Below are 19,284 nucleotides of genomic sequence, written 5' to 3' on the forward strand. Positions count from 1 at the left end.
GCCTGTTCCGCACCGAGTTCCTCTTCCTCGACGACAGCACCAAAGCACCCTCGGAGGAGAAGCAGACCGAGGCATACCGCCAGGTCCTCGAGGCATTCCCCGAAGGCCGGGTGGTCGTACGCGTCCTGGACGCCGGCGCCGACAAACCGCTGGACTTCCTCACCCCCGCCGATGAACCCAACCCCGCACTCGGCGTACGCGGCCTGCGCACCCTGCTGGACCACCCCGACATCCTGCGCACCCAGCTCACCGCCCTGGCCAAGGCAGCCGAAGGCCTCCCCGTCTACCTCGAGGTGATGGCCCCCATGGTGGCCGACCGACTCGACGCCAGGGCCTTCGCCGACGCCTGCCGGGAAGCCGGACTCCAGGCCAAGTTCGGCGCGATGGTCGAGATCCCCTCCGCCGCACTGCGGGCACGCTCCCTCCTCCAGGAAGTCGAATTCCTCTCCCTGGGCACCAACGACCTCGCCCAGTACACCTTCGCCGCCGACCGCCAGGTCGGCGCCGTCTCACGACTCCAGGACCCCTGGCAACCCGCACTGCTCGACCTCGTCGCCGCCTCCGCCGAAGCCGCCCAGGCCGAAGGCAAAAGCTGCGGCGTCTGCGGCGAAGCCGCCTCCGACCCCCTCCTCGCCTGCGTACTCACCGGCCTCGGCGTCACCAGCCTCTCCATGGGCGCCCCAGCCATCCCCTACGTGCGAGCCACGCTGGCCAAGCACACGCTCGCGCAGTGCGAGCGGGCCGCCGCCGCGGCGCGTGCTGCGGACACCGCCGAGGACGCCCGCCGGGCGGCCCAGGCGGTGCTGTCCGGCGAGTGAGCCGGAGGGCTGCGCGACTCGGGTGTCACCAGGGTCCGTACCACCGCGGCGACCGCGGCGGAACGGGCCCTGTGCCGTGCTCACCCCCCGTCGGGTCAGGAATCTCCGGGCGGGGAGTCCTCGGGCCGGGTGTCCTCGAGCCGGGAGTCCTCGGGCCGGGTGAGCGGGATGCCCGCGCGGTACTCGACGCCGTGCTCCGGCGGGATCGGCTCGCCGGTCTCCGCGTCGGTGCAGTACGCGGTGAACACCTCCGCCTCGCTCAACGGCCGGAGCCAGCCGTCGTGCAGCGCCCAGCCGCGGACCCGGTCCCGCGCCCCGGGCAGTGAGGTGCGCAGCACGATGCCGCCCGGGCTGCGGGTGGCGATGCCGCAGGCCAGCACGGTGCGGAAGATCCGGGCACCGGGCTCGGCCGCACGCGCCGGGCGCTCCCCTCGTGCCTCGGCGTGGACGACCGCGACCAGTGAGGTGCCGCCCGCCGGGACGCTGCACACCAGATGGTGCACACCGGGCCCCACCGCCCCGAGCACCGCGCGCAGCGCGGCGGCGGCGCGCTCGGTCGCTGTGCGGGCGGTGTCCTCGCGGGCGCCCGCCCGGGAGAGCAGGGCCGTGGCGTACTCCAGGGTGGCCCGCTCCTCGGCCGCGCCGATCAGACGTGGGACCAGACGGTCGATCGGCTGTCCGTCGTAGGTCACGGTGCCGCCCGCGGCCGCCGTCTCCGCCGTGTACCGCGTGCGGCTCGCGGGGGTGTCGGGGTCGAGCCGGGCGTCCGCGCAGAACTCCGCGTAGCCGTCCGGGTCGAAGAGGGCGACCGCCGTGTGCACGCCCTGTGCGGCGAGCGCCCGCAGCAGCCCCTCCATCTCCCGCAGATAGCGGGCGTGGTCGTCGAAGGTGAAGGACGCATAGCGCCGCATGGCCGTGAAGTCCCGCTCATCGGCCAGCAGCGCCACCGTGCTGGGCACTTCTCTGCGCAGGGCCCGCCGCGCGGTGAGCCGCCTCACCCTCCCCCGCCCGCCGCCGGGTCCGGTCCGGTGGGTGCCCCGTCCGCTCCGCTTCCTGCCGCCGTGCCTGGTGTGCGCCATGACTCCCCCTCAGCGCCCGTTGGTCAATGCTCACTCACCGTAACCGGGGCCACTGACAACGCTCCGTCGCCGCGGTCCCGGACCAGGTGTCGCTGGGCGCCGCACATCGCGGCCAGCCCGGCGCCGAAGCCCAGCCAGCCGAGGGGTCCGGCGGCGATCGCGGCGGTCACCGCGAGCGGTCCCACGCTGCGCTGCACGGCCTGGGCCAGACCGTGCACTCCCAGGTAGGCGCCCTGTGCGCTGGGCGGGGCGAGGGCGATGGACAGTTCCCAGGAGATCGTGGCGTGCAGCATCTCCGCGGCGGTGAAGGCGATCGCGGCCAGCACCAGCGCGCCGACCGCGAGCCAGGGCGCGCCGGCGGTCGAGGCGGCCAGGGCGGCGCCGCCGAGGAGGAAGGCGCCCGCCAGCGGCCGGAGCGTGGCGCGCGCGGTGTGCGGGGTGGCGCCGAACCGCGCCAGCGGGACCTGGAAGAGCACCACGAGCACGTTGTTGAGGACGAGCAGCAGGGGCGCCAGCTCATGCGGTGCGTTGGTGGCGGTGGCGGCCCACAGCGGCAGGCCGATCTTGAAGACGGAGTCGTCGAGGAAGAGGACGGCCTCGGTGGCGGTGAAGGTGAGATAGCCGCGGTCGCGCCAGGGGTTGGGGGGTGCCGCACCGGGGGCCGGACCGTGCGCGGTACCGCGCACGGCACCGGGCGCGGTCTTCCCCGGCCTGCCGTCCTGCTCCTCCTGGCCGCGCGGGTCGGACGAGGCCACGACACGCGTGGCCGAGGGCGGTTCGGCACAGCCGAGGGTGATCAGGGCGGAGGCGACGAAGGAGAACGCGTCGCCGATGAGGAGCCAGCGGTAGACGGCGACGGAGCCCCCGGTGAGCGCCGCGGCCGCGATCAGCCCGCCGATGGCCCAGCCGCTGTTGGCGGCAGTGCGGTTGATGGCCTGGTAGCGGGCGCGGTCGGGGCCCGCGACACGGCTCGCGTAGAGCTTGGTGAGGACGGCGGAGGCGCGGTCGCCGAGGCTGCCCAGGGAGGCGATGGCGAGCAGCAGCCGCAGGTCGGTGGTGCTGAGGAGGGCCAGCGAGGCGACGGCGCGCACCAGTTGGACGGCGATCAGGAGCGGGCGCAGCGGGACACGGTCGGCGAGTGCGCCGCCGAGGGGCGGGCCCGCGACGCCGATGGCTCCGGACGCGCCGAGCAGCAGGCCGATTTCGGCTGTGCTGAGCCCGGCGGCGAAGGTGAAGTAGAGGGCGGCGGTGGCTCCCCACAGTCCCGAGCCGACCCGGTCGACGAAGCTGACGACCAGCATCCGGCGGCCGTCCTGGCCGCCGGGGATACGCTTGCCGAGCGGGATGCGCTCGCCGGGCGCGGTGCGCCTCGATGGCCTGCTCACCTGGTTCCCCCTTGACGCGAGTTGGCTGTTACGAGAGTTGACACGCGATTTTGTATTGATACAGAATGTTTTCTGTGGCGACACAATATGAGATCACTGGCACCACGGCCAAGGGGATCGCCTCATCGATCGAACAGGGAGTCGTGGACGGGGCGTTGATCCCCGGCACCGCCCTGCCCCCGGTGCGCCGTCTTGCCGAGCGGCTCGGCGTCAGCCCCGGCACGGTCGCGACGACCTACAAGGAGCTGCGCAGCCGCGGCATCGTGATGACGCACGGGCGGGGCGGCACGGTGGTCGCCGAGGCCCCCGCGGTCGCCTCACGCCGTCCGCCGCCGGTGCCCGACGGGGTGTGCGATCTGGCGGGCGGTCATCCCGATCCGGCCTTCCTGCCCGCCACGCTGCCCTCCATCCGGCTCTCCCCCGGCGCCCGGTCGCACCGCGCCCGGCCGCGGCTGGCCGGTCTTGAGGAGCTCGCCCGCGCCTGGTACGAGCGCGACGGCGTGCCGAGCGAGCACATCACCTTCGCGCAGGGCGCGCTGGACTGCATCGCGCGGCTGCTGTCGGTCGAGCTCAAGCCCGGTGACGCGGTGGCCATGGAGGCCCCCGGCTACCACCATCTGCTCGATCTGGTCCCGGCGCTGGGGCTGCGCACCGTGCCGGTGGCGGTGGACGACGAGGGGATCCGCCCCGACGCGCTGCGGGCGGCACTGCGGGCGGGCGTGCGCGCCGTCGTATGCAGTCCGCGGTCGCAGAATCCGTACGGCGGCTGGTTCTCGAAGGAGCGGCGCGCGGCGCTGCTGGAGGTGCTGGACGGCGCGCCCGAGGTGCTGGTCATCGAGGACGACCACGCCGCGGACATCTCCGGGGTGCAGCTGCACAGCCTGACGACGGGGGGCCTGGCGCGGTGGGCCCAGGTGCGTACGGTCTCCAAGCACCTGGGGACCGACCTGCGGTGGGGCGCGCTCGCCTGCGACCGGACCACGCTGGCACGCCACGACGGGCGGCTGCTGCTGACGTCGGGCTGGGTCAGCCATGTCCTCCAGGAGACGGTGGCCCGGCTGATGACCGACCCCGGGACCCAGGCCCTGGTCGGCGAGGCGCGCACCGCCTACGCGCAGCGGCGCGAGGCGCTGCTCGGCGAGCTGTCGGCGCGGGGGATCGCCGCGCACGGGGCGAGCGGAATGAATGTGTGGGTGCCGGTCCGGGACGAGGCGGCCGTGGTCAACGGGCTGCGGACGCGCGGCTGGTGGGTGGCCGCCGGGGCCCGGTTCCGGCTGGCGTCCGCGCCGGGCGTGCGGATCACGTCGGCGGGGCTGGCGCCGGGCGACGCGGGGCCGCTGGCGGCGGATCTGGCGGCGGTGCTGGGCGAGTCGCAGGTGACGTACGGCGGATAGGCCCGCCGTACGTCACTAGCCCGCGCCGTACGTCACCCGCCCCCCCGCCGTACGCCTCAGACTCAGTCGGTCGTCGCGTTCTTCGCCCGGGCCAGCCGCTCGTAGAAGTGCAGCAGCTCCACGTTGTCCACCGAGCCGGGGTTGACGGCCTTGTCCAGGGAGGTGCCCTGGAGGAGTCGCTTGACCGGGACCTCGATGCGCTTGCCGGTGAGGGTGTGCGGTACGCCCGGCACCTCGATGATCTCGTCGGGCACATGGCGCGGGGAGAGGTTCTCGCGGATCGTTTGCTTGATGCGGTCGCGCAGCCCGTCGTCCAGGGCCGCCCCCGGCGCGAGATGGACGAACAGCGGCATCCAGTAGCCGCCGTCGGGCTGCTCGACGCCGATCACCAGGGACTCCCGGATCTCGGGCAGGCGCTCGACCGCCTCGTAGATATCGGCCGAGCCCATCCGTACGCCCTGCCGGTTGAGCGTGGAGTCCGAGCGGCCGTGGATGACGACGGTGCCGCGGTCGGTGAGTGTGATCCAGTCGCCGTGGCGCCAGGCGCCGGGGAACATCTCGAAGTAGCTGTCGCGGTAGCGGCTGCCGTCGGGGTCGTTCCAGAAGCGCACCGGCATGGACGGCATCGGCTGGGCGACGATCAGCTCGCCGACCTCGTCGACCACCGGCTTGCCCTGCGGGTCCCACGCCTGGAGGTCGGTGCCCAGGCCCGGGGCCTGGAGTTCCCCGATGTACACCGGGAGGGTGGGCACCGCCCCGGCGAAGCAGCTGCACACATCGGTGCCACCGCTGACCGAGGCGATCCACATGTCCTCGGCCACCTCGTCGTGGATCCAGCGGAAACCGTCGGGCGGCAGCGGGGATCCGGTGGTGGCGACGCACTGGACGCGGGAGAGATCGAAGTCCCGGCCCGGGTGGACCCCGGCCTTGCGGCAGGCCATCACATAGGCGGCGGAGGTGCCGTAGAGCGTGGTGCCGGTGCGCTCGGCCACGCGCCACTGGGCGGCGGTGTCCGGGTAGCCGGGGCTGCCGTCGTAGAGGACCACGGTGGTACCCGCCAGCAGGCCGGACACCAGGAAGTTCCACATCATCCAGCCGGTGGAGGTGTACCAGAAGAAGCGGTCGTCGGGCCCGAGGTCGCAGTGGAGACCGAGCTGCTTGAGGTGCTCCAGCAGGATGCCGCCCTGGGACTGCACGATCGCCTTGGGCAGTCCGGTGGTGCCGGAGGAGTAGAGCACCCACAGCGGATGGTCGAACGGCAGCGGTTCGAAGACCGGCTCGACCGGTTCGTTCACCACCGCGTCCCAGTCGAGCGCGCCTTCGGGGGCCGGGGTGCCCAGCAGCGGAATGTGCACGACGGCGCGCAGGGTGGGCAGCTCGCGGCGCAGCTCGGCGACGGTCTCGGCACGGTCGTGTGTCTTGCCGCCGTAGCGGTAGCCGTCGACCGTGAACAGGACCATCGGCTCGACCTGCTGGAAGCGGTCCAGGACGCTGCGGGCGCCGAAGTCGGGGGCACAGGAGGTCCATACGGCGCCGACCGCGGCGGTGGCGAGGAGGGCGATCGTGGCCTGGGGGATGTTGGGGACGTAGCCGCTGACCCGGTCACCGGGGCGTACGCCGAGGCGGCGCAGCTCGGCGGCGGCCGCGCCGACCTGGCCGCGCAGCTCGGCCCAGGTCGTGGGGGACACCTCCTGTGTCTCGTCGACGTGGAGGAGGGCGGGGGCGTCGGCGCGGGCCGGGTCCTCCCCCGCGCGCAGCGCGTGCTCGGCGTAGTTGAGGGTGGCGCCGGGGAACCAGCGCGCGCCGGGCATGGCGGGGTCCGCGAGCACCCTCTCGTACGGGGTGGTGAAGCGCACCTCGAACCACTCGGCGACGGCCGACCAGAAGGTCTCCAGCTCCGCCACCGACCAGCGGTGCAGCGCGGCGTAGCTCGCGGCCGGGTCGTCCGGGGTCGCCGCGGGCGCGCCGTGCCGCTCGGCGACCCAGGTGTGGAAGCGGGTCAGCTGGGACCGGGCGATCCGGTCCGCTCCGGGCTGCCACAGGGGCCGCGGCAGATGGTCGGAGTGCGCTGAGGTGTTCATGTGTGTCGGCTCCCGGGCTGTCGGCGTGGGCCACCTTGCCCACGTCGTCCGCGTCAACTGCGTCGGTGTCGTCTCGTCTGGTCTGGGCTGGTTCGTCCGTGCGGTCCGGCTGGTGGGTGCGGTCTGTGTGCTCTGTCTGCTCTGTGCGCTCTGTGCGCTCTGCGTCGGCTCGTCGGTGTCCGTGCAGGACGATGCCATGTGATCGATCCCCGCACCAGGGGCGCCACTCCACATCCGGCGGGGAAGGAGTGTGGCCGGACCACGGGTGAACGGCAGTTGAACTGTGGTCGCCATCGGCTCCGTCAATGGCAGGGTGAGCAGTATGGATGCGCGTGACCTGGTGCGGTCGGGGAAGCTGATGCGATCGGTGAAGGCGGTAGGTACGGCGCGGGGGCTGCGGTCGCTGCGGGCGGCGTGGCAGCGGCGGCGTTCGGACGCGGTGGGGCTGCCGCGGCGGGGCCCGCAGCTGGCCCGGGTGCCGGGTGCGGTCACCGGGGCGGATCCGCAGCCGGGCGGCGGGGTGGTGCGGTTCGCGCGGTCGTCGCTCCGGGTGCGGGTGACGACGGGTGGCGCGGTGTTCTGCGGCTGGGACGGGGCGGAGCCGGAGCCGTCGTACGCACTGGCCCGGGGCTGCCCGGAGGTGGACGACCGGGCGGTGCTGGAGCCGGACACGGTCGGCGGCTGGCGGGTGGTCTCCGAGCGGGTCACGGTGGCGGTCTCGCGGACGGGCGCCGTGGAGGTGCGGACGCCGGGCGGGGTGGTGCTCCGCCGCGATCTGCCACCGCGCTGGTGGGATCCGGCCACCGCGGGAGCCGGACCGGTACCGGAGGGGAGGGGGCCGGACGGGGAGCGGCCCGTCGGCGAGGGCGCCCGCTGGCAGCAGCGGTCCGAGGTGGCGGCGGACGCGCGCTTCTTCGGGCTCGGCGGGCGGTCGTCGGGGCCTCGGCTGCGGGACGGCCGGTACCGGCTGTGGAACACCGATCCGGGCGGCGCTTTCCGGCCGGGTGACGATCCGCTCTCCCTCACCGTGCCGGTGCAGCTGGTGGTGGCGGACGCGGGCACCCATCTGGTGTTCCACGACAACTCGTGGGACGGCTCGGTCACCCTGAAGGAGGGTGAGGAGGGCGAGGGTTCCGGCCATGACCGTCCGGGCTGCTGCCGGCTGCGGATGGAGGGCGGCCCGCTGCGCTACTGGGTGATCGTGGGCACCCCGGCGCGGGTGATGCAGGGCTGGGCGGCGCTCACCGGCGCCCCGGCGGTCCCGCCCGCCTGGGCGCTCGGCCATCACCACGCCCGCTGGGGCTTCGGCGACGCGGACGAGGTGCGGCGGGTGGTGGCGGGCTACCGGGAGCGCGGGCTGCCGCTGTCCGCGCTGCATCTGGACATCGACCACTACGCCGGGAACCGGGTGTTCACGGTGGACTCCGAGCGCTTCCCCGATCTGCCCCATCTCGCCGCCGAGCTGCGCTCCGAGGGCGTCCGGCTGGTGTCGATCGTCGATCCGGCGGTGAAGGCCGAGCCGGGCGACCCGGTGTACGACAGCGGCTCGGCGGCCGATGTGTTCGTTCGCGACGCCCTGGGTCTGGAGGTGCGCGGTGAGGTGTGGCCGGGTGAGTCGGTGTTCCCGGACTTCACCGATCCGCGGGTGCGCAAGTGGTGGGGCGCGCTGTACGCGGAGCGGCTGGGGCAGGGCTTCTCGGGGGTGTGGCACGACATGAACGAGCCGGTGTCGTTCGGTGCCTTCGGCGGGACGACGCTGCCGCGCTCGGCCCGGCACGCTCTGGAGGGCCGCGGTGGCGACCACCGGGAGGCGCACAACGTCTACGGTCTGACGATGGCGCGGGCCGGTTACGAGGGCCTGCGCGAACTGCGTCCGGAGGAGCGGCCGTTCCTCTTCTCCCGCTCCGGCTGGGCGGGGTTGCAGCGCTACGGCGGCAGCTGGTCCGGGGACGTGACCACCGGCTGGCCGGGGCTGCGCGCCTCGCTGGCGCTGGTGCTGGGGCTCGGACTGTCGGGTGTGCCGTACTCGGGGCCGGACATCGGCGGGTTCTCCGGCTCCCCGTCGCCGGAGCTGTATCTGCGCTGGTTCCAGCTGGGCGCGTATCTGCCGCTGTTCCGCACCCATTCGGCCCTCTCGGCGGGGCGGCGGGAGCCCTGGGAGTTCGGGCCCCGGGTTCTGGAGTTCGCGGCGGCGGCACTGCGCGAACGGCAGCGGCTGCACCCGTACTTCGTGACCCTCGCCCAGCTGGCGGGGCGTACCGGCGCGCCCTATGTACGGCCGCTGTGGTGGCGCACGCCCAAGGACCGGGCGCTGCGCGACTGCGACGACGCCTTCTTGCTGGGGGACTCGCTGCTGGTGGCGCCGGTGCTGGAGGAGGGTGCCGAGCGGCGTACGGTGCGGCTGCCGCGCGGCCGCTGGTACGACACGGTGACCGGGGTGCCGTACGAGGGGCCTGGCCATGTGGTGCTGGACGCGCCGCTGTCGCGGATCCCGGTGCTGGCGCGGGCGGGGTCGGTGGTGCCGGTGGCGGCGGCCGGTGGCGGGGTGGAGCTGGAGGTGTGGACACCGTGTCCGGGTCGCAAGGGCGGTGGCGGGGTACTGGTCGAGGACCGGGGCGACGGCTGGGAGAAGACCGAGGTGGTGCGGTTCTCCACCCGGCTGCGCGAGGGTGGGGTGCGGGTGGAGCGGGAGGACGGGGACGAGGTGGGCTATGCGGTGCGGGTGCGCGGGCACGTACCGCGGAACGGGGGCCGGGGGCGCGGTTAGGTCCTGTCCTGTCGATCTTCGTGGATCAGGCCGCGGCGTCTGGTGCCGTGGATCGCAAGGCGGAGGGTCGTCCTCGTACCGGGCGTACTCGGATGATCCCGACAACGCGGCGAGGTGCGGTGCCAGGCGTCGCGGCCCCGCGAAGATCGGCAGGACAGGGCCTAGGCGTCCGGGCCGGGGGGACGGCCCTCGGGCCGTACGCCTGACGGCATATCACGCTGGCCCGGCGGACAACGGGGCAACGGGGCGTGAGCCGACCGGGGTTGTCCGGGGCACCGGGGGCTGGTAGAGGATGGCCATGTCAAAATGTGCTGCCGCGCTGCGCGCCCTCGCCCTGCCCCTCGCCGCACTGCTGGCCGTGGCCTCCTCCGGCCCGGCACAGGCGAAGCCCGAGCCCAAGGCCCCGAAGGAGTTCGTGGCGCTGAGCGATGTGGACCCGACGATCCTCCAGGAGATCCGGTACCTGACTCCGCACAACTTCACCGGTGATCCGGTCGACGGCTACCGGCGCCCGATGTGCATCCTGACCCGTCCGGCGGCCACGGCGCTGCACCGGGCGCAGCGGCGGCTGCTGCGGCACGGCTACACCCTGAAGGTGTACGACTGCTACCGGCCGCAGCGTGCGGTCGACACCTTCGTGGCATGGGCGAAGGACCTGGACGACCAGCGGATGAAGGGCGAGTTCTATCCGCATGTCGACAAGGCCCGGCTGTTCGAGGACGGTTACATCGCCGAGAGGTCCGGGCACAGCCGGGGCAGCACGATGGATCTGACGATCGTGAAGCTGCCCGCGAAGCCCACCCGGCCGTATGAGCCCGGGGAGAAGCTGACGCCCTGTTACGCGCCGCAGAAGGAGCGCTTCCCGGACAACTCGGTGGACATGGGCACCGGATACGACTGCTTCGACACGCTCTCGCACACCCTGGATCCGCGGATCACGGGGGTGCAGCGGGCGAACCGGCTGCTGCTGAAGCACACCATGGAGGAGCTGGGCTTCGTTAATCTGGCCGAGGAGTGGTGGCACTACACCTACAAGCCGGAGCCGTTCCCGGACACCTACTTCGACTTCCCGGTGGCGCGCCGGTCGCTGACCGGCCGCTGACCGGCCACTGACGGCCCGGGCCCTCCCGGCCGGTGACGTGTCCGTCGTCCCCGTGGCAGACTCCTGACGTACCGTCAGTTCATGAAGGTCGGTTCAAGTTCATCGTCTGTCCGGACCGTCTGCCGGGAGGGGCCGTGTCCCATACCCGAACACCGGTGGTCGCTGGGTGGTTCACCCCCGACGACACCATCGCATTCCGGCTGCTGGGCACCCGCTGCCGCCGGTGCCGCACCGTGCACTTCCCGCGTGAGGACGCCTACTGCCGCGCCCCCGCCTGCGCGGGCACCGAGCTGGACGAGGTGCCGCTGTCCCCGCGGGGCCGGATCTGGTCCTACACCGACGGGCGGTACCGGCCGCCCGCCCCGTATCCCTCGGACCCCGGCAGCCCCTGGCGGCCGTACACCCTGATCGCCGTGGAGCTGGCCGCCGAGGGGATGGTGGTGCTGGGTCAGGGCGCGCCCGGGGTGACCCTGGCCGATCTGGCCGTGGGCATGGAGGTCGAGGTGGTGCCCGGGGTGCTGGCCGAGGAGGACGGGCGGACCCTGACCACCTGGCACTGGCGGCCCGTCCGCGGGGAGGCGTCATGACCGGTGATGTGGCGGTGCTGGGTGCCGGTATGCACCCCTGGGGCAAATGGGGCCGTGAGTTCACCGAGTACGGGACGGCGGCCGCCCGCGCCGCGCTCGCGGACGCCGGTGTGGAGTGGTCCGCGATCCAGTCCGTGGTCGGGGCGAACACCGTGCGCTGCGGCTACCCCGGGCAGGTGGCGGGCGCCACCTTCGCCCGGGCGCTGGGCTGGCAGGGGGCCAAGGTCACCAGTGTGTACGCGGCATGTGCCTCCGGTGCGCGGGCGATCGACACCGCGCGTGCCCAGATCCTGTCCGGGATGGCGGACACCGTGCTGGTGGTGGGCGCGGACGCGGCGCCCAAGGGGTTCTTCGCACCGGCGGGCGGTCAGCGCCCCGATGACCCGGACTGGCTGCGCTTCCGGGTGCTGGGCGCCACCAACCCCGCCTATTTCGCGCTGTGGGCGCGCCGCCGGATGGCCTTGTACGGCGATACGCCCGAGGACTTCGCCCGGGTCAAGGTGAAGAACGCGGCCGCCGGGGCCGTCAATCCGTACGCCCGTTACCGCTCCCCGGTGACGGCCGAGGAGGTGGCCGCGTCCGCCGTGGTGGCCGATCCGCTGCGGCTGCTGGACATCTGTGCCACCTCCGACGGGGCGGCGGCGCTGGTGCTCGGCAGCATGGCGGCGGCGCGGCGGCGGGGGGTGCGCCGGCCGGTGCGGATCCGCGCGGTGTCGTCGGTCTCCCCGCGCCATCCGCGGACCGCACTCGATCTGCCGGACATCGCCACCGACTCCGCCCCGACGGCCGGTCCGGGGCCCGATCCGTTCCGTCCGTCCATCGCGCGGGCGGCCTACGAGGAGGCCGGGCTCGGACCGGAGGACCTGTCGCTGGCCGAGGTGTACGACCTGTCCACGGCGCTGGAGCTGGAGTGGTACGAGGACCTGGGGCTGTGCGGCGCCGGGGAGGGGGCGAAGCTGCTGCGCGAGGGGGCCACGGCGCTGGGCGGGCGGATCCCGGTCAATCCCAGTGGCGGGCTGGCGTCCTTCGGGGAGGCGGTTCCCGCCCAGGCCATCGCCCAGGTGTGTGAGCTGACGTGGCAGTTGCGCGGCAGTGCGGGAGAGCGCCAGGTGACGGGGGCGCGCGCCGGAATCACCGCGAACCAGGGGCTGTTCGGGCATGGTTCGTCGGTGGTCGCGGTGTGCTGACGGGGCCGTCGTCCGCGGTCGTCCGGCGTCCGGCCGTGACGGACACCGTTGCCGTTCACCACCTTGACGCCACCTGACCTCGGAGTAACACTTCTGCGGTGTCAGTCGGCGTCGCCGCGCGCAGGCTCCAACCACGCTCACCCCCCATGGGCGATTCCGATGCATCAGCACGCTCGAAACGACCCAGCACGGAGGACCGGGGCACCCCGTCCCGGGCGAGGTCCTAGGAGCCGCCATGAGTAATGGGGACATCTTCACCGGTGAGGTCATCGGCACCGCGATACTGATTCTCTTCGGGGCGGGCGTCTGTGCCGCCGTCAGCCTGAACCACTCCAAGGCCAAGGCCTCCGGCTGGATCGTCATCGCCTTCGGCTGGGGCTTCGGCGTCATGGCCGGCGCGTACACCGCGGCGCCCCTGTCCGGCGGCCATCTCAACCCGGCCGTGACCGTGGGCGTCGCCGTCGACACCGGCGACTGGGACAAGGTGCCGCTCTACATCCTGGCGCAGATGGTCGGTGCCCTCGTCGGCGCGGTACTCGCCTGGCTGCTGTACTACGCCCAGTTCGCCGCCAACGCCGACGAGAAGACCGCCCAGCCCACGCTCGGGGTCTTCTCCACCATTCCGGAGATCCGGAACCCGGTGGCCAACCTGGTCACCGAGATCATCGCCACCGCCGCCCTGGTGCTGCCGTTGCTCGCCTTCGGCAACGTCGACGGTATCGGCGTCGGCCGCGTCGGCGGCGACGGCGACACCGTGATCTACGGCTCGGGCATCTCCATCCTGCTCGTCTCCTTCCTGGTGGTCGGGATCGGCCTCTCCCTGGGCGGGCCGACCGGCTATGCCATCAACCCGGCGCGCGACCTCGGCCCACGCCTCGCACACGCCCTGCTGCCCATCCCCAACAAGGGGACCTCGGACTGGGGTTACGCCTGGATCCCGGTGGCGGGTCCGCTGATCGGGGCCGTGCTCGCGGGTCTCGTCTGCAACGCAGCCTTCTGACCGAAGGAGACGCCATGCCGAACCACACGGACACCTACGTCGCCGCGATCGATCAGGGCACCACCTCCAGCCGCTGCATCATCTTCGACCAGGGCGGCCGGATCGTCGCCGTCGACCAGCGCGAACACCGCCAGATCTTCCCCAAGCCCGGCTGGGTGGAGCACGACGCCACCGAGATCTGGGCCAAGGTGCAGGCCGTGGTGGCGGGAGCGCTCGCCAAGGCCGGTCTGCGCGCCGAGCAGCTGACCGCGCTGGGCATCACCAACCAGCGTGAGACGACCGTGCTGTGGGACCGCGCCACCGGCAAGCCGGTGCACAACGCGATCGTCTGGCAGGACACCCGCACCTCCGCCCTGTGCGGCGAACTCGGCGGCGAACACGGCCAGGACCGCTTCCGGGACACCACCGGGCTACCGCTGGCCAGCTACTTCTCCGGGCCCAAGGCGGCCTGGCTGCTGGAGAACGTACCCGGGCTGCGCCGCCGCGCCGAACGGGGTGAGATCGCCTTCGGCACCATCGACTCCTGGCTGATCTGGAACCTGACCGGCGGCACCGAGGGCGGGGTGCATGTCACCGATGTCACCAACGCCGGGCGCACCCTGCTGATGGACCTGGAAACCCTCCAGTGGGACAGCTCGATCCTGTCCGCCATGAACATCCCCGAGGCGATGCTCCCGGAGATCAGGTCCTCGGCGGAGGTGTACGGCACGGGGGTGGGCCAGCTCGCCGGGGTGCCGGTGGCCTCCGCCCTCGGTGACCAGCAGGCCGCGGTGTTCGGCCAGACCTGCTACGGCGTCGGCGAGGCCAAGAACACCTACGGCACCGGGAGTTTCCTGCTGCTGAACACCGGCGACCGCCCGGTGCCCTCCAAGAGCGGACTGCTGACGACGATGGGCTACCGGCTCGGCGGTGAGCGGCCCGTCTACTGTCTGGAGGGTTCGATCGCCATCACCGGGGCCCTGGTGCAGTGGTTCCGCGACCAGTTGGGCATCATCCGCTCGGCCGACGAGATCGAGCCGCTGGCCGCGAGCGTGTCCGACAACGGCGGGGCGTACATCGTCCCGGCGTTCTCCGGGCTGTTCGCCCCGTACTGGCGCTCGGACGCGCGCGGGGTGGTCACCGGCCTCACCCGGTACGTCACCAAGGCGCATCTGGCGCGCGCCGTGCTGGAGGCCACCAGCTGGCAGACGCGTGAGGTGGTGGACGCGATGTACCAGGACTCCGGGGTGCGGATCACCACGCTCAAGGTCGACGGCGGGATGACCGCCAACGGGCTGCTGATGCAGCATCAGGCCGATGTGCTCGGCGTCCCGGTGATCCGTCCGGTGGTCTCCGAGACCACCTGTCTGGGCGCGGCGTACGCGGCCGGGCTGGCCACCGGGGTGTGGCAGGACCTCGATGAACTGCGGACGCACTGGCAGCGGGACACCGAATGGGCCCCGCGGATGGACGCGGCGGAGCGCGAGCGCGAGTACGGCAACTGGCGCATGGCGGTGGAGCGCAGCTTCGGGTGGCACAAAGAAGGCCAGGCGGCCCAGGCGGACCAGGCGGACCAGGCGGCCGGCAGCGAGGCTTAGCCCCTTCCCGACCGCGGCGAAAGCCCACGGCCCGTACCCCGACGGTGGGGTACGGGCCGGTTGCGCCCCGCGGCACTTCCCGCGGAGCGCTCAGCGCCGGGAGGCCGAGGCCAGCATCGCGTGCTCGACCACCGAGATCAGCACATGCTTGACGGACTCGCGCTCCCGGGCGTCGCACAGGATGACCGGGGTGCCGCGGTCGAGGTCGAGCGCGTCGCGCACCGCCTCCTCCGGGTAACGTTCGGCGCCCTCGAAGCAGTTGACGGCCACCGTGAAGGCGATACCGCGGCGCTCGAAGTAGTCGACGGCGGCGAAGCAGTCCTCCAGCCGCCGGGTGTCGGCCAGCACTACCGCGCCCAGCGCGCCGGTCGCCAGTTCGTCCCACAGGAACCAGAAGCGGTCCTGTCCGGGGGTGCCGAAGAGATAGAGGACAAGGTCCTCGCGGAGCGTGATGCGCCCGAAGTCCATGGCGACGGTGGTGGTCTTCTTGCCCTCCACCCCCGCGATGTCGTCGACCGGACGGCCGGCCTCGGTGAGGAGCTCCTCGGTGCGCAGCGGTTTGATCTCGCTGACCGCGCCCACCAGGGTCGTCTTGCCCGCACCGAACCCGCCCGCCACAAGTATCTTGAGCGTGACCGGTTCGACGATGGGAGAGCGGCCTAGGTCAGAGTGCCCGTAGACCATTGATCACCTCGCGCAGAATCCTCTCGTCCGGCAGTTCCGCCGGAGGTACTGGCCGGGACACTCGGACGAGTGCCGCGTGGAGCAGGTCACCGATGAGTACACGGACCACCCCGACCGGAAGGTCGAGTTCGGCCGCCAGCTCGGCGACGGACTGTGGGGTGTCGCGACTCATTTCGACGATGTCGATGTGCTCCGGGGACAACGTCTGGTCAGCGACGGTCCGATGGCTCACAGCGTCGGCGACGACGACCGCGATCAGATCGAGTTTTCCCTCCGCGGCGCTGCGGGTCCGTCCCCGTGTCATCGCATAGGGCCGGACCACCGGCCCCGCCGCGTCGTCGAACCAGCGGCCGGTCTGTTCCCCGCCTCGGGTCATGTCCCCCGGCCTCCGTCACCCGCCGGATCGCGGAGCGGAGCCCAGATGTGCCCCCACCCGCTTCACCAGCAGCGTCATCTCGTAGGCCACCTGCCCGACATCGGAGTCGGCGTCGGCGAGCACCGCCAGGCAGCTGCCGTCGCCCGCGGCGGTGACGAACAGGAAGGCGTCGTCGAGCTCGACGATGGTCTGCCGCACCCGGCCGACGTCGAAGTGGCGGCCGACGCCCTTGGCGAGGCTGTGGAATCCGGAGGCCACGGCGGCCATGTGCTCGCCGTCCTCACGGGACAGATCGCGGGAGCCACCGGTGGGCAGACCGTCCCCGGAGAGGACCAGCGCCTTGCGGATACTGCCCACCCGTCCGACCAGTTCGTCAAGCAGCCAGTTGAGTTCGCCCGACGTCCGTGCCGAGGCGTTCCGTGCTGCGGCGTTCGATGCGGTCATCGACCGTCCCCCTCATATGTCGTTCCTGGTGCTCTGTCCGGCGCGCCGGGACCGGTGCCCGACTGCCGCCGACCGCGCTGCCAACCCCGCTGGAGGGAGGCCATGGTGGCCCGGGCCTGCTCGGCCTCCCGTTCGGGATCGGTGTCCGCAGGGTACCTTTCCGCCTCGTTGCGCGGCGTGGGGTCGTTCCTCAGCTGCGGAGCCAGGCTGGCCTGCCGGACCCGCTTGGGCAGTCCGGATGCCGAACGCTGTGGTGGCGGCGGGCGTTCGGACGTCCGCTCGCCCGCCCAGGACGGGGCGCGGTCCTGGCCCTGCCCCGGTGTCCGGCCCGGTGTCCGCCCCGGCCCGGGTCCCTGGCCCGGCCCTTGACCCCGTACCACCGGGGCCGGTCCCGTGTCCGGCCCCGGCCCCGGCCGCTCGGCCCGGGAGGGCTGATCGACGCTGTGCGGGCGTGCGTGGCGGCCACCGGCGGCGCCCTCGACCGGGCGGCCGTTGTCGGATACCAGCACCGGCGGGACACGGCGGGGCAGCGGGGCGGGGCCGGCGCCGCGGCTGGGCAGCGGTTCGGGAGCGGACTGGTGCCGCTCGGCTTCGGGGGCGGGGCGCTGGCCGGGCAGCCCGCGGGCCCGGAAGATCCCGCCCAGTTCCTCGTCCTCCTCGGTCTCCTCCGCCGGGAACCGCGAGACCGGCGCCTCGAGTTCGACGGGGCCGTCGATCGGCGGCGTGGTCCGTGCCGTGGGGAGCGGGAAGGCCGCGGAGGGGTCCTCGAACGGGGCGGTCCGCTCCTGGACCGCCTGGAGCCTGCTCTCGGGGCCGAGTCGGTCGTAGCTCTGGCTCCGGCCGCGGTCGTCGCCGTCGTCACCGGCGTCGTCTTCGCTGAGCAGGGTGCCGGGGATGAGGACGACGGCCGTGGTGCCGCCGTACGGCGAGGGCTGGAGCGAGACGCGGACGCCCTGCCGCTGGGCCAGCCGGCTGACCACGAACAGACCGAGCCGGTCGGTGTCGGACAGCTCGAACTCAGGGGTTTCGGCGAGCCGGAGGTTGGCCTCCATGAGCGCCTCGGGTGTCATGCCGAGCCCGCGGTCGTGGATCTCCAGGGTGAAGCCCTTGGCGACCCGCTCGCCGTGCACCTGGACGGCGGTGTGCGGCGGGGAGAACACGGTGGCGTTCTCCAGGAGTTCGGCGACGAGGTGGGTGAGGTCGCCGACGGCCGGGCCGTTGACCGCGAGCCGCGGCATCCGGCGGACCTCGACCCGCTCGTAGTCCTCGACCTCGGCGACGGCGGCGCGCACCACGTCCATCAGCTGGATCGGCTTGCGCCACTGCCGGGAGGGCGCGGCGCCGGAGAGGATGACCAGACCCTCGGCGTGCCGCCGCATACGAGTGGTCATGTGGTCCAGCCGGAACAGGTCGGCGAGTTCGTCGGTGTCCTCGGTGCGCCGCTCCATGGTGTCGAGCAGGGTGAGCTGGCGGTGCAGCAGCACCTGGCTGCGGCGGGCGAGGTTGACGAAGACCTCGGAGACGCCCTGCCGGAGCTCGGCCTGCTTGACGGCGGCTTCGACGGCGGCCCGCTGGAGGGTGTTGACAGCCTGGCCGACCTGGCCCATCTCGTCGGGGCCGTAGTCGAGCCGGGGCGCCTCGGCCTCGATGTCGACCTTCTCCCCCGCACCGAGGCGGCGCATCACGCTGGGCAGCCGGACGCTGGCGACCTCCTGGGCGTCCTTGCGGAGCCCGGACAGGTCGCGGACCAGGGCGCGGCCGATCCGGAAGGAGACGAACACCGAGACGACCAGGGCCAGCAGACCGAGGATGCCTGCCGCGCCCGCCTTGAGCAGCACGCTGTCGGCGACCGGGTCGATGCGGTCCTGGAGCCGGTCGGTGGCCTCGTTGCCGAGCCGGTCGTAGTCGTTGAGCACCGGCCCCGCGGCGGCCTCCCAGTGTTCCTGGTCCAGGGCCTTGATGGCCGTCTTCGGATCCATCGAGGACAGGATCTTGCCCTCGGCGATCCGCAGCGCGGCGGGCGCGGAGTTGGTGCGCCGGTAGTCGGCGAAGATCTTCTGCTCCGAGGCGGGCAGGATCGGGAGGTTGGTCTCGTAGAGCAGGGTGCGCTCGGCGATGAGGTCGGAGATGGCCTGGAGGTCGGCCAGGCTCATCTTGCGCGCCGTGAGGCCGGAGACGTACAGGGCGTCCTCCCGGGAGAGGGCCTCCCGGGCGCGGATCATCGCGACCAGTGCCCGGCCCTGTTTGTCCAGGTCGGTGTCGGGCACGGCATGCAGCGAACTGCGGAAGGTGTAGCAGAGGTCGACGAGTTTGTTGTAGTACTCATATGCTGCGGTGCGGGTGATGCCGTTGTCCTCGACCTTCCGGCGCAGACTGTCGAGGCCGTCGGCCGCTTTGAGGATCGCGCCGAGCTGGTCACGGGAGTCGTCGTTCATCAGGTCGCGTACGTCGCCGTCCGAAGCGGCTTCCCGCAGGGTGCCGATGACCTCGTCGGTCTTGCGCTGCTGGGTGTGGAGCACGGGGAGCGCGTCCGACTGGCGGGGGTCCGCGAGCAGGACGAGGGTCTGCCGCCGTTCCTTCTGGACGGCGTGCACCGCGTCTTCCGCGGGCTGGCCCGCCTTGTCGATGATGTCGGACGCGTCCAGCAGCTGCATCGCCTCACGACCGGTGATCACTGTAGCGAAGGCCCAGATTGCCGTCAGTGAGACAAGCGGCACCAGCAACAGCGCCACGATCTTCCGGCGGATGGACTTCCCGCGAAAGCGCATGGCCTCCCCAACGTCAACCCCCTTGCGCGGGGGCG

The 19,284-nt window shown here is 72.6% G+C and carries 16 protein-coding genes (1 of these 16 only partly in view); 9 read left to right on the plus strand and 7 right to left on the minus strand.

Features of this window, described 5'->3' with window-relative positions; genetic code table 11:
* A protein-coding gene (gene ptsP, locus HUT19_RS05760; RefSeq protein WP_176179401.1) for a phosphoenolpyruvate--protein phosphotransferase crosses the window boundary here: on the plus strand, positions 1-818 show its 3' end. 853 nt of this gene lie to the left of the window's left edge; only the last 818 of its 1,671 coding nucleotides appear in the window; the start codon falls outside the window, past its left edge; the stop codon is at positions 816-818.
* Between the two features lie 95 nt (positions 819-913).
* Here the strand turns inward: ptsP and HUT19_RS05765 are convergent, their stop codons facing one another.
* Positions 914-1,897: a hypothetical protein gene (locus tag HUT19_RS05765; protein WP_254885456.1), complete on the minus strand. Its 984-nt coding sequence runs from the start codon at positions 1,895-1,897 to the stop codon at positions 914-916.
* Between the two features lie 23 nt (positions 1,898-1,920).
* Positions 1,921-3,282 (minus strand): MFS transporter, encoded by a 1,362-nt coding sequence (locus tag HUT19_RS05770; RefSeq protein ID WP_303331589.1) that lies wholly within the window; start codon positions 3,280-3,282, stop codon positions 1,921-1,923.
* Positions 3,283-3,356: 74 nt separating this feature from the next.
* Between HUT19_RS05770 and HUT19_RS05775 the strand changes: the two genes are divergently transcribed.
* Positions 3,357-4,676: an aminotransferase class I/II-fold pyridoxal phosphate-dependent enzyme gene (locus tag HUT19_RS05775; protein WP_217712242.1), complete on the plus strand. Its 1,320-nt coding sequence runs from the start codon at positions 3,357-3,359 to the stop codon at positions 4,674-4,676.
* Positions 4,677-4,738: 62 nt separating this feature from the next.
* Here HUT19_RS05775 and HUT19_RS05780 read toward each other — a convergent pair whose 3' ends face one another.
* Positions 4,739-6,757, minus strand: a complete 2,019-nt coding sequence (locus HUT19_RS05780; RefSeq protein ID WP_176179404.1) for an acetoacetate--CoA ligase — start codon at positions 6,755-6,757, stop codon at positions 4,739-4,741.
* Between HUT19_RS05780 and HUT19_RS05785 the strand changes: the two genes are divergently transcribed.
* The 7 genes from HUT19_RS05785 (at position 6,756) to glpK (ending at position 14,977) form a co-directional block, all read left to right on the plus strand.
* Positions 6,756-6,959: a hypothetical protein gene (locus tag HUT19_RS05785; RefSeq protein ID WP_176179406.1), complete on the plus strand. Its 204-nt coding sequence runs from the start codon at positions 6,756-6,758 to the stop codon at positions 6,957-6,959. The two genes, HUT19_RS05780 and HUT19_RS05785, sit on opposite strands and share 2 nt — an antisense overlap.
* Positions 6,960-7,079: 120 nt before the next feature.
* Complete coding sequence (locus tag HUT19_RS05790) at positions 7,080-9,524, plus strand: glycoside hydrolase family 31 protein (RefSeq protein ID WP_176179407.1); 2,445 nt, start codon at positions 7,080-7,082, stop codon at positions 9,522-9,524.
* A 298-nt stretch (positions 9,525-9,822) separates the two neighbouring features.
* A complete protein-coding gene (locus tag HUT19_RS05795; protein ID WP_176179408.1) occupies positions 9,823-10,626 on the plus strand; it encodes a M15 family metallopeptidase in 804 nt (267 codons plus the stop codon).
* Between the two features lie 134 nt (positions 10,627-10,760).
* Positions 10,761-11,213 (plus strand): Zn-ribbon domain-containing OB-fold protein, encoded by a 453-nt coding sequence (locus tag HUT19_RS05800; protein ID WP_176179409.1) that lies wholly within the window; start codon positions 10,761-10,763, stop codon positions 11,211-11,213.
* Positions 11,210-12,400, plus strand: a complete 1,191-nt coding sequence (locus HUT19_RS05805) for a lipid-transfer protein (RefSeq protein WP_176179410.1) — start codon at positions 11,210-11,212, stop codon at positions 12,398-12,400. Before HUT19_RS05800 ends, HUT19_RS05805 begins: the two co-directional genes overlap by 4 nt.
* Before the next feature lie 235 nt (positions 12,401-12,635).
* The gene (locus tag HUT19_RS05810; protein WP_176179411.1) at positions 12,636-13,400 is read left to right on the plus strand and encodes an MIP/aquaporin family protein; all 765 of its coding nucleotides are present in this window, start codon (positions 12,636-12,638) and stop codon (positions 13,398-13,400) included.
* Positions 13,401-13,414: 14 nt separating this feature from the next.
* Positions 13,415-14,977 (plus strand): glycerol kinase GlpK, encoded by a 1,563-nt coding sequence (gene glpK, locus HUT19_RS05815; RefSeq protein ID WP_176179412.1) that lies wholly within the window; start codon positions 13,415-13,417, stop codon positions 14,975-14,977.
* A 90-nt stretch (positions 14,978-15,067) separates the two neighbouring features.
* On the opposite strand, the gene HUT19_RS05820 is transcribed toward glpK, so the two are convergent.
* From HUT19_RS05820 to HUT19_RS05835, 4 genes are read right to left on the minus strand one after another with little or no spacing between them, the layout of a single operon-like run.
* Positions 15,068-15,661, minus strand: coding sequence for an ATP/GTP-binding protein (locus tag HUT19_RS05820; protein WP_176179413.1), 594 nt, complete (start codon positions 15,659-15,661; stop codon positions 15,068-15,070).
* Positions 15,642-16,037: a DUF742 domain-containing protein gene (locus HUT19_RS05825; protein ID WP_176179414.1), complete on the minus strand. Its 396-nt coding sequence runs from the start codon at positions 16,035-16,037 to the stop codon at positions 15,642-15,644. The genes HUT19_RS05820 and HUT19_RS05825 overlap by 20 nt, the downstream gene beginning before the upstream one ends.
* Positions 16,038-16,052: 15 nt before the next feature.
* The gene (locus HUT19_RS05830) at positions 16,053-16,481 is read right to left on the minus strand and encodes a roadblock/LC7 domain-containing protein (protein ID WP_176179415.1); all 429 of its coding nucleotides are present in this window, start codon (positions 16,479-16,481) and stop codon (positions 16,053-16,055) included.
* Positions 16,478-19,249, minus strand: a complete 2,772-nt coding sequence (locus tag HUT19_RS05835) for a nitrate- and nitrite sensing domain-containing protein (RefSeq protein ID WP_176179416.1) — start codon at positions 19,247-19,249, stop codon at positions 16,478-16,480. The genes HUT19_RS05830 and HUT19_RS05835 overlap by 4 nt, the downstream gene beginning before the upstream one ends.
* Between the last annotated feature and the right edge of the window lie 35 nt (positions 19,250-19,284).

Origin of the sequence: Streptomyces sp. NA02950, from assembly GCF_013364155.1 — a bacterium.
Taxonomy (GTDB): domain Bacteria; phylum Actinomycetota; class Actinomycetes; order Streptomycetales; family Streptomycetaceae; genus Streptomyces.

What these genes read in the sequence shown, in the direction of transcription:
- HUT19_RS05765 (WP_254885456.1), bottom strand. Translation starts at nt 1,897, where the DNA reads ATGGCGCACACCAGGCACGGCGGCAGGAAGCGGAGCGGACGGGGCACC.
- HUT19_RS05785 (WP_176179406.1), top strand. Translation starts at nt 6,756, where the DNA reads ATGTGTGTCGGCTCCCGGGCTGTCGGCGTGGGCCACCTTGCCCACGTC.
- HUT19_RS05780 (WP_176179404.1), bottom strand. Translation starts at nt 6,757, where the DNA reads ATGAACACCTCAGCGCACTCCGACCATCTGCCGCGGCCCCTGTGGCAG.
- HUT19_RS05790 (WP_176179407.1), top strand. Translation starts at nt 7,080, where the DNA reads ATGGATGCGCGTGACCTGGTGCGGTCGGGGAAGCTGATGCGATCGGTG.
- HUT19_RS05795 (WP_176179408.1), top strand. Translation starts at nt 9,823, where the DNA reads ATGTCAAAATGTGCTGCCGCGCTGCGCGCCCTCGCCCTGCCCCTCGCC.
- HUT19_RS05805 (WP_176179410.1), top strand. Translation starts at nt 11,210, where the DNA reads ATGACCGGTGATGTGGCGGTGCTGGGTGCCGGTATGCACCCCTGGGGC.
- HUT19_RS05810 (WP_176179411.1), top strand. Translation starts at nt 12,636, where the DNA reads ATGAGTAATGGGGACATCTTCACCGGTGAGGTCATCGGCACCGCGATA.
- glpK (WP_176179412.1), top strand. Translation starts at nt 13,415, where the DNA reads ATGCCGAACCACACGGACACCTACGTCGCCGCGATCGATCAGGGCACC.
- HUT19_RS05820 (WP_176179413.1), bottom strand. Translation starts at nt 15,661, where the DNA reads ATGGTCTACGGGCACTCTGACCTAGGCCGCTCTCCCATCGTCGAACCG.
- HUT19_RS05825 (WP_176179414.1), bottom strand. Translation starts at nt 16,037, where the DNA reads ATGACCCGAGGCGGGGAACAGACCGGCCGCTGGTTCGACGACGCGGCG.
- HUT19_RS05830 (WP_176179415.1), bottom strand. Translation starts at nt 16,481, where the DNA reads ATGACCGCATCGAACGCCGCAGCACGGAACGCCTCGGCACGGACGTCG.
- HUT19_RS05835 (WP_176179416.1), bottom strand. Translation starts at nt 19,249, where the DNA reads ATGCGCTTTCGCGGGAAGTCCATCCGCCGGAAGATCGTGGCGCTGTTG.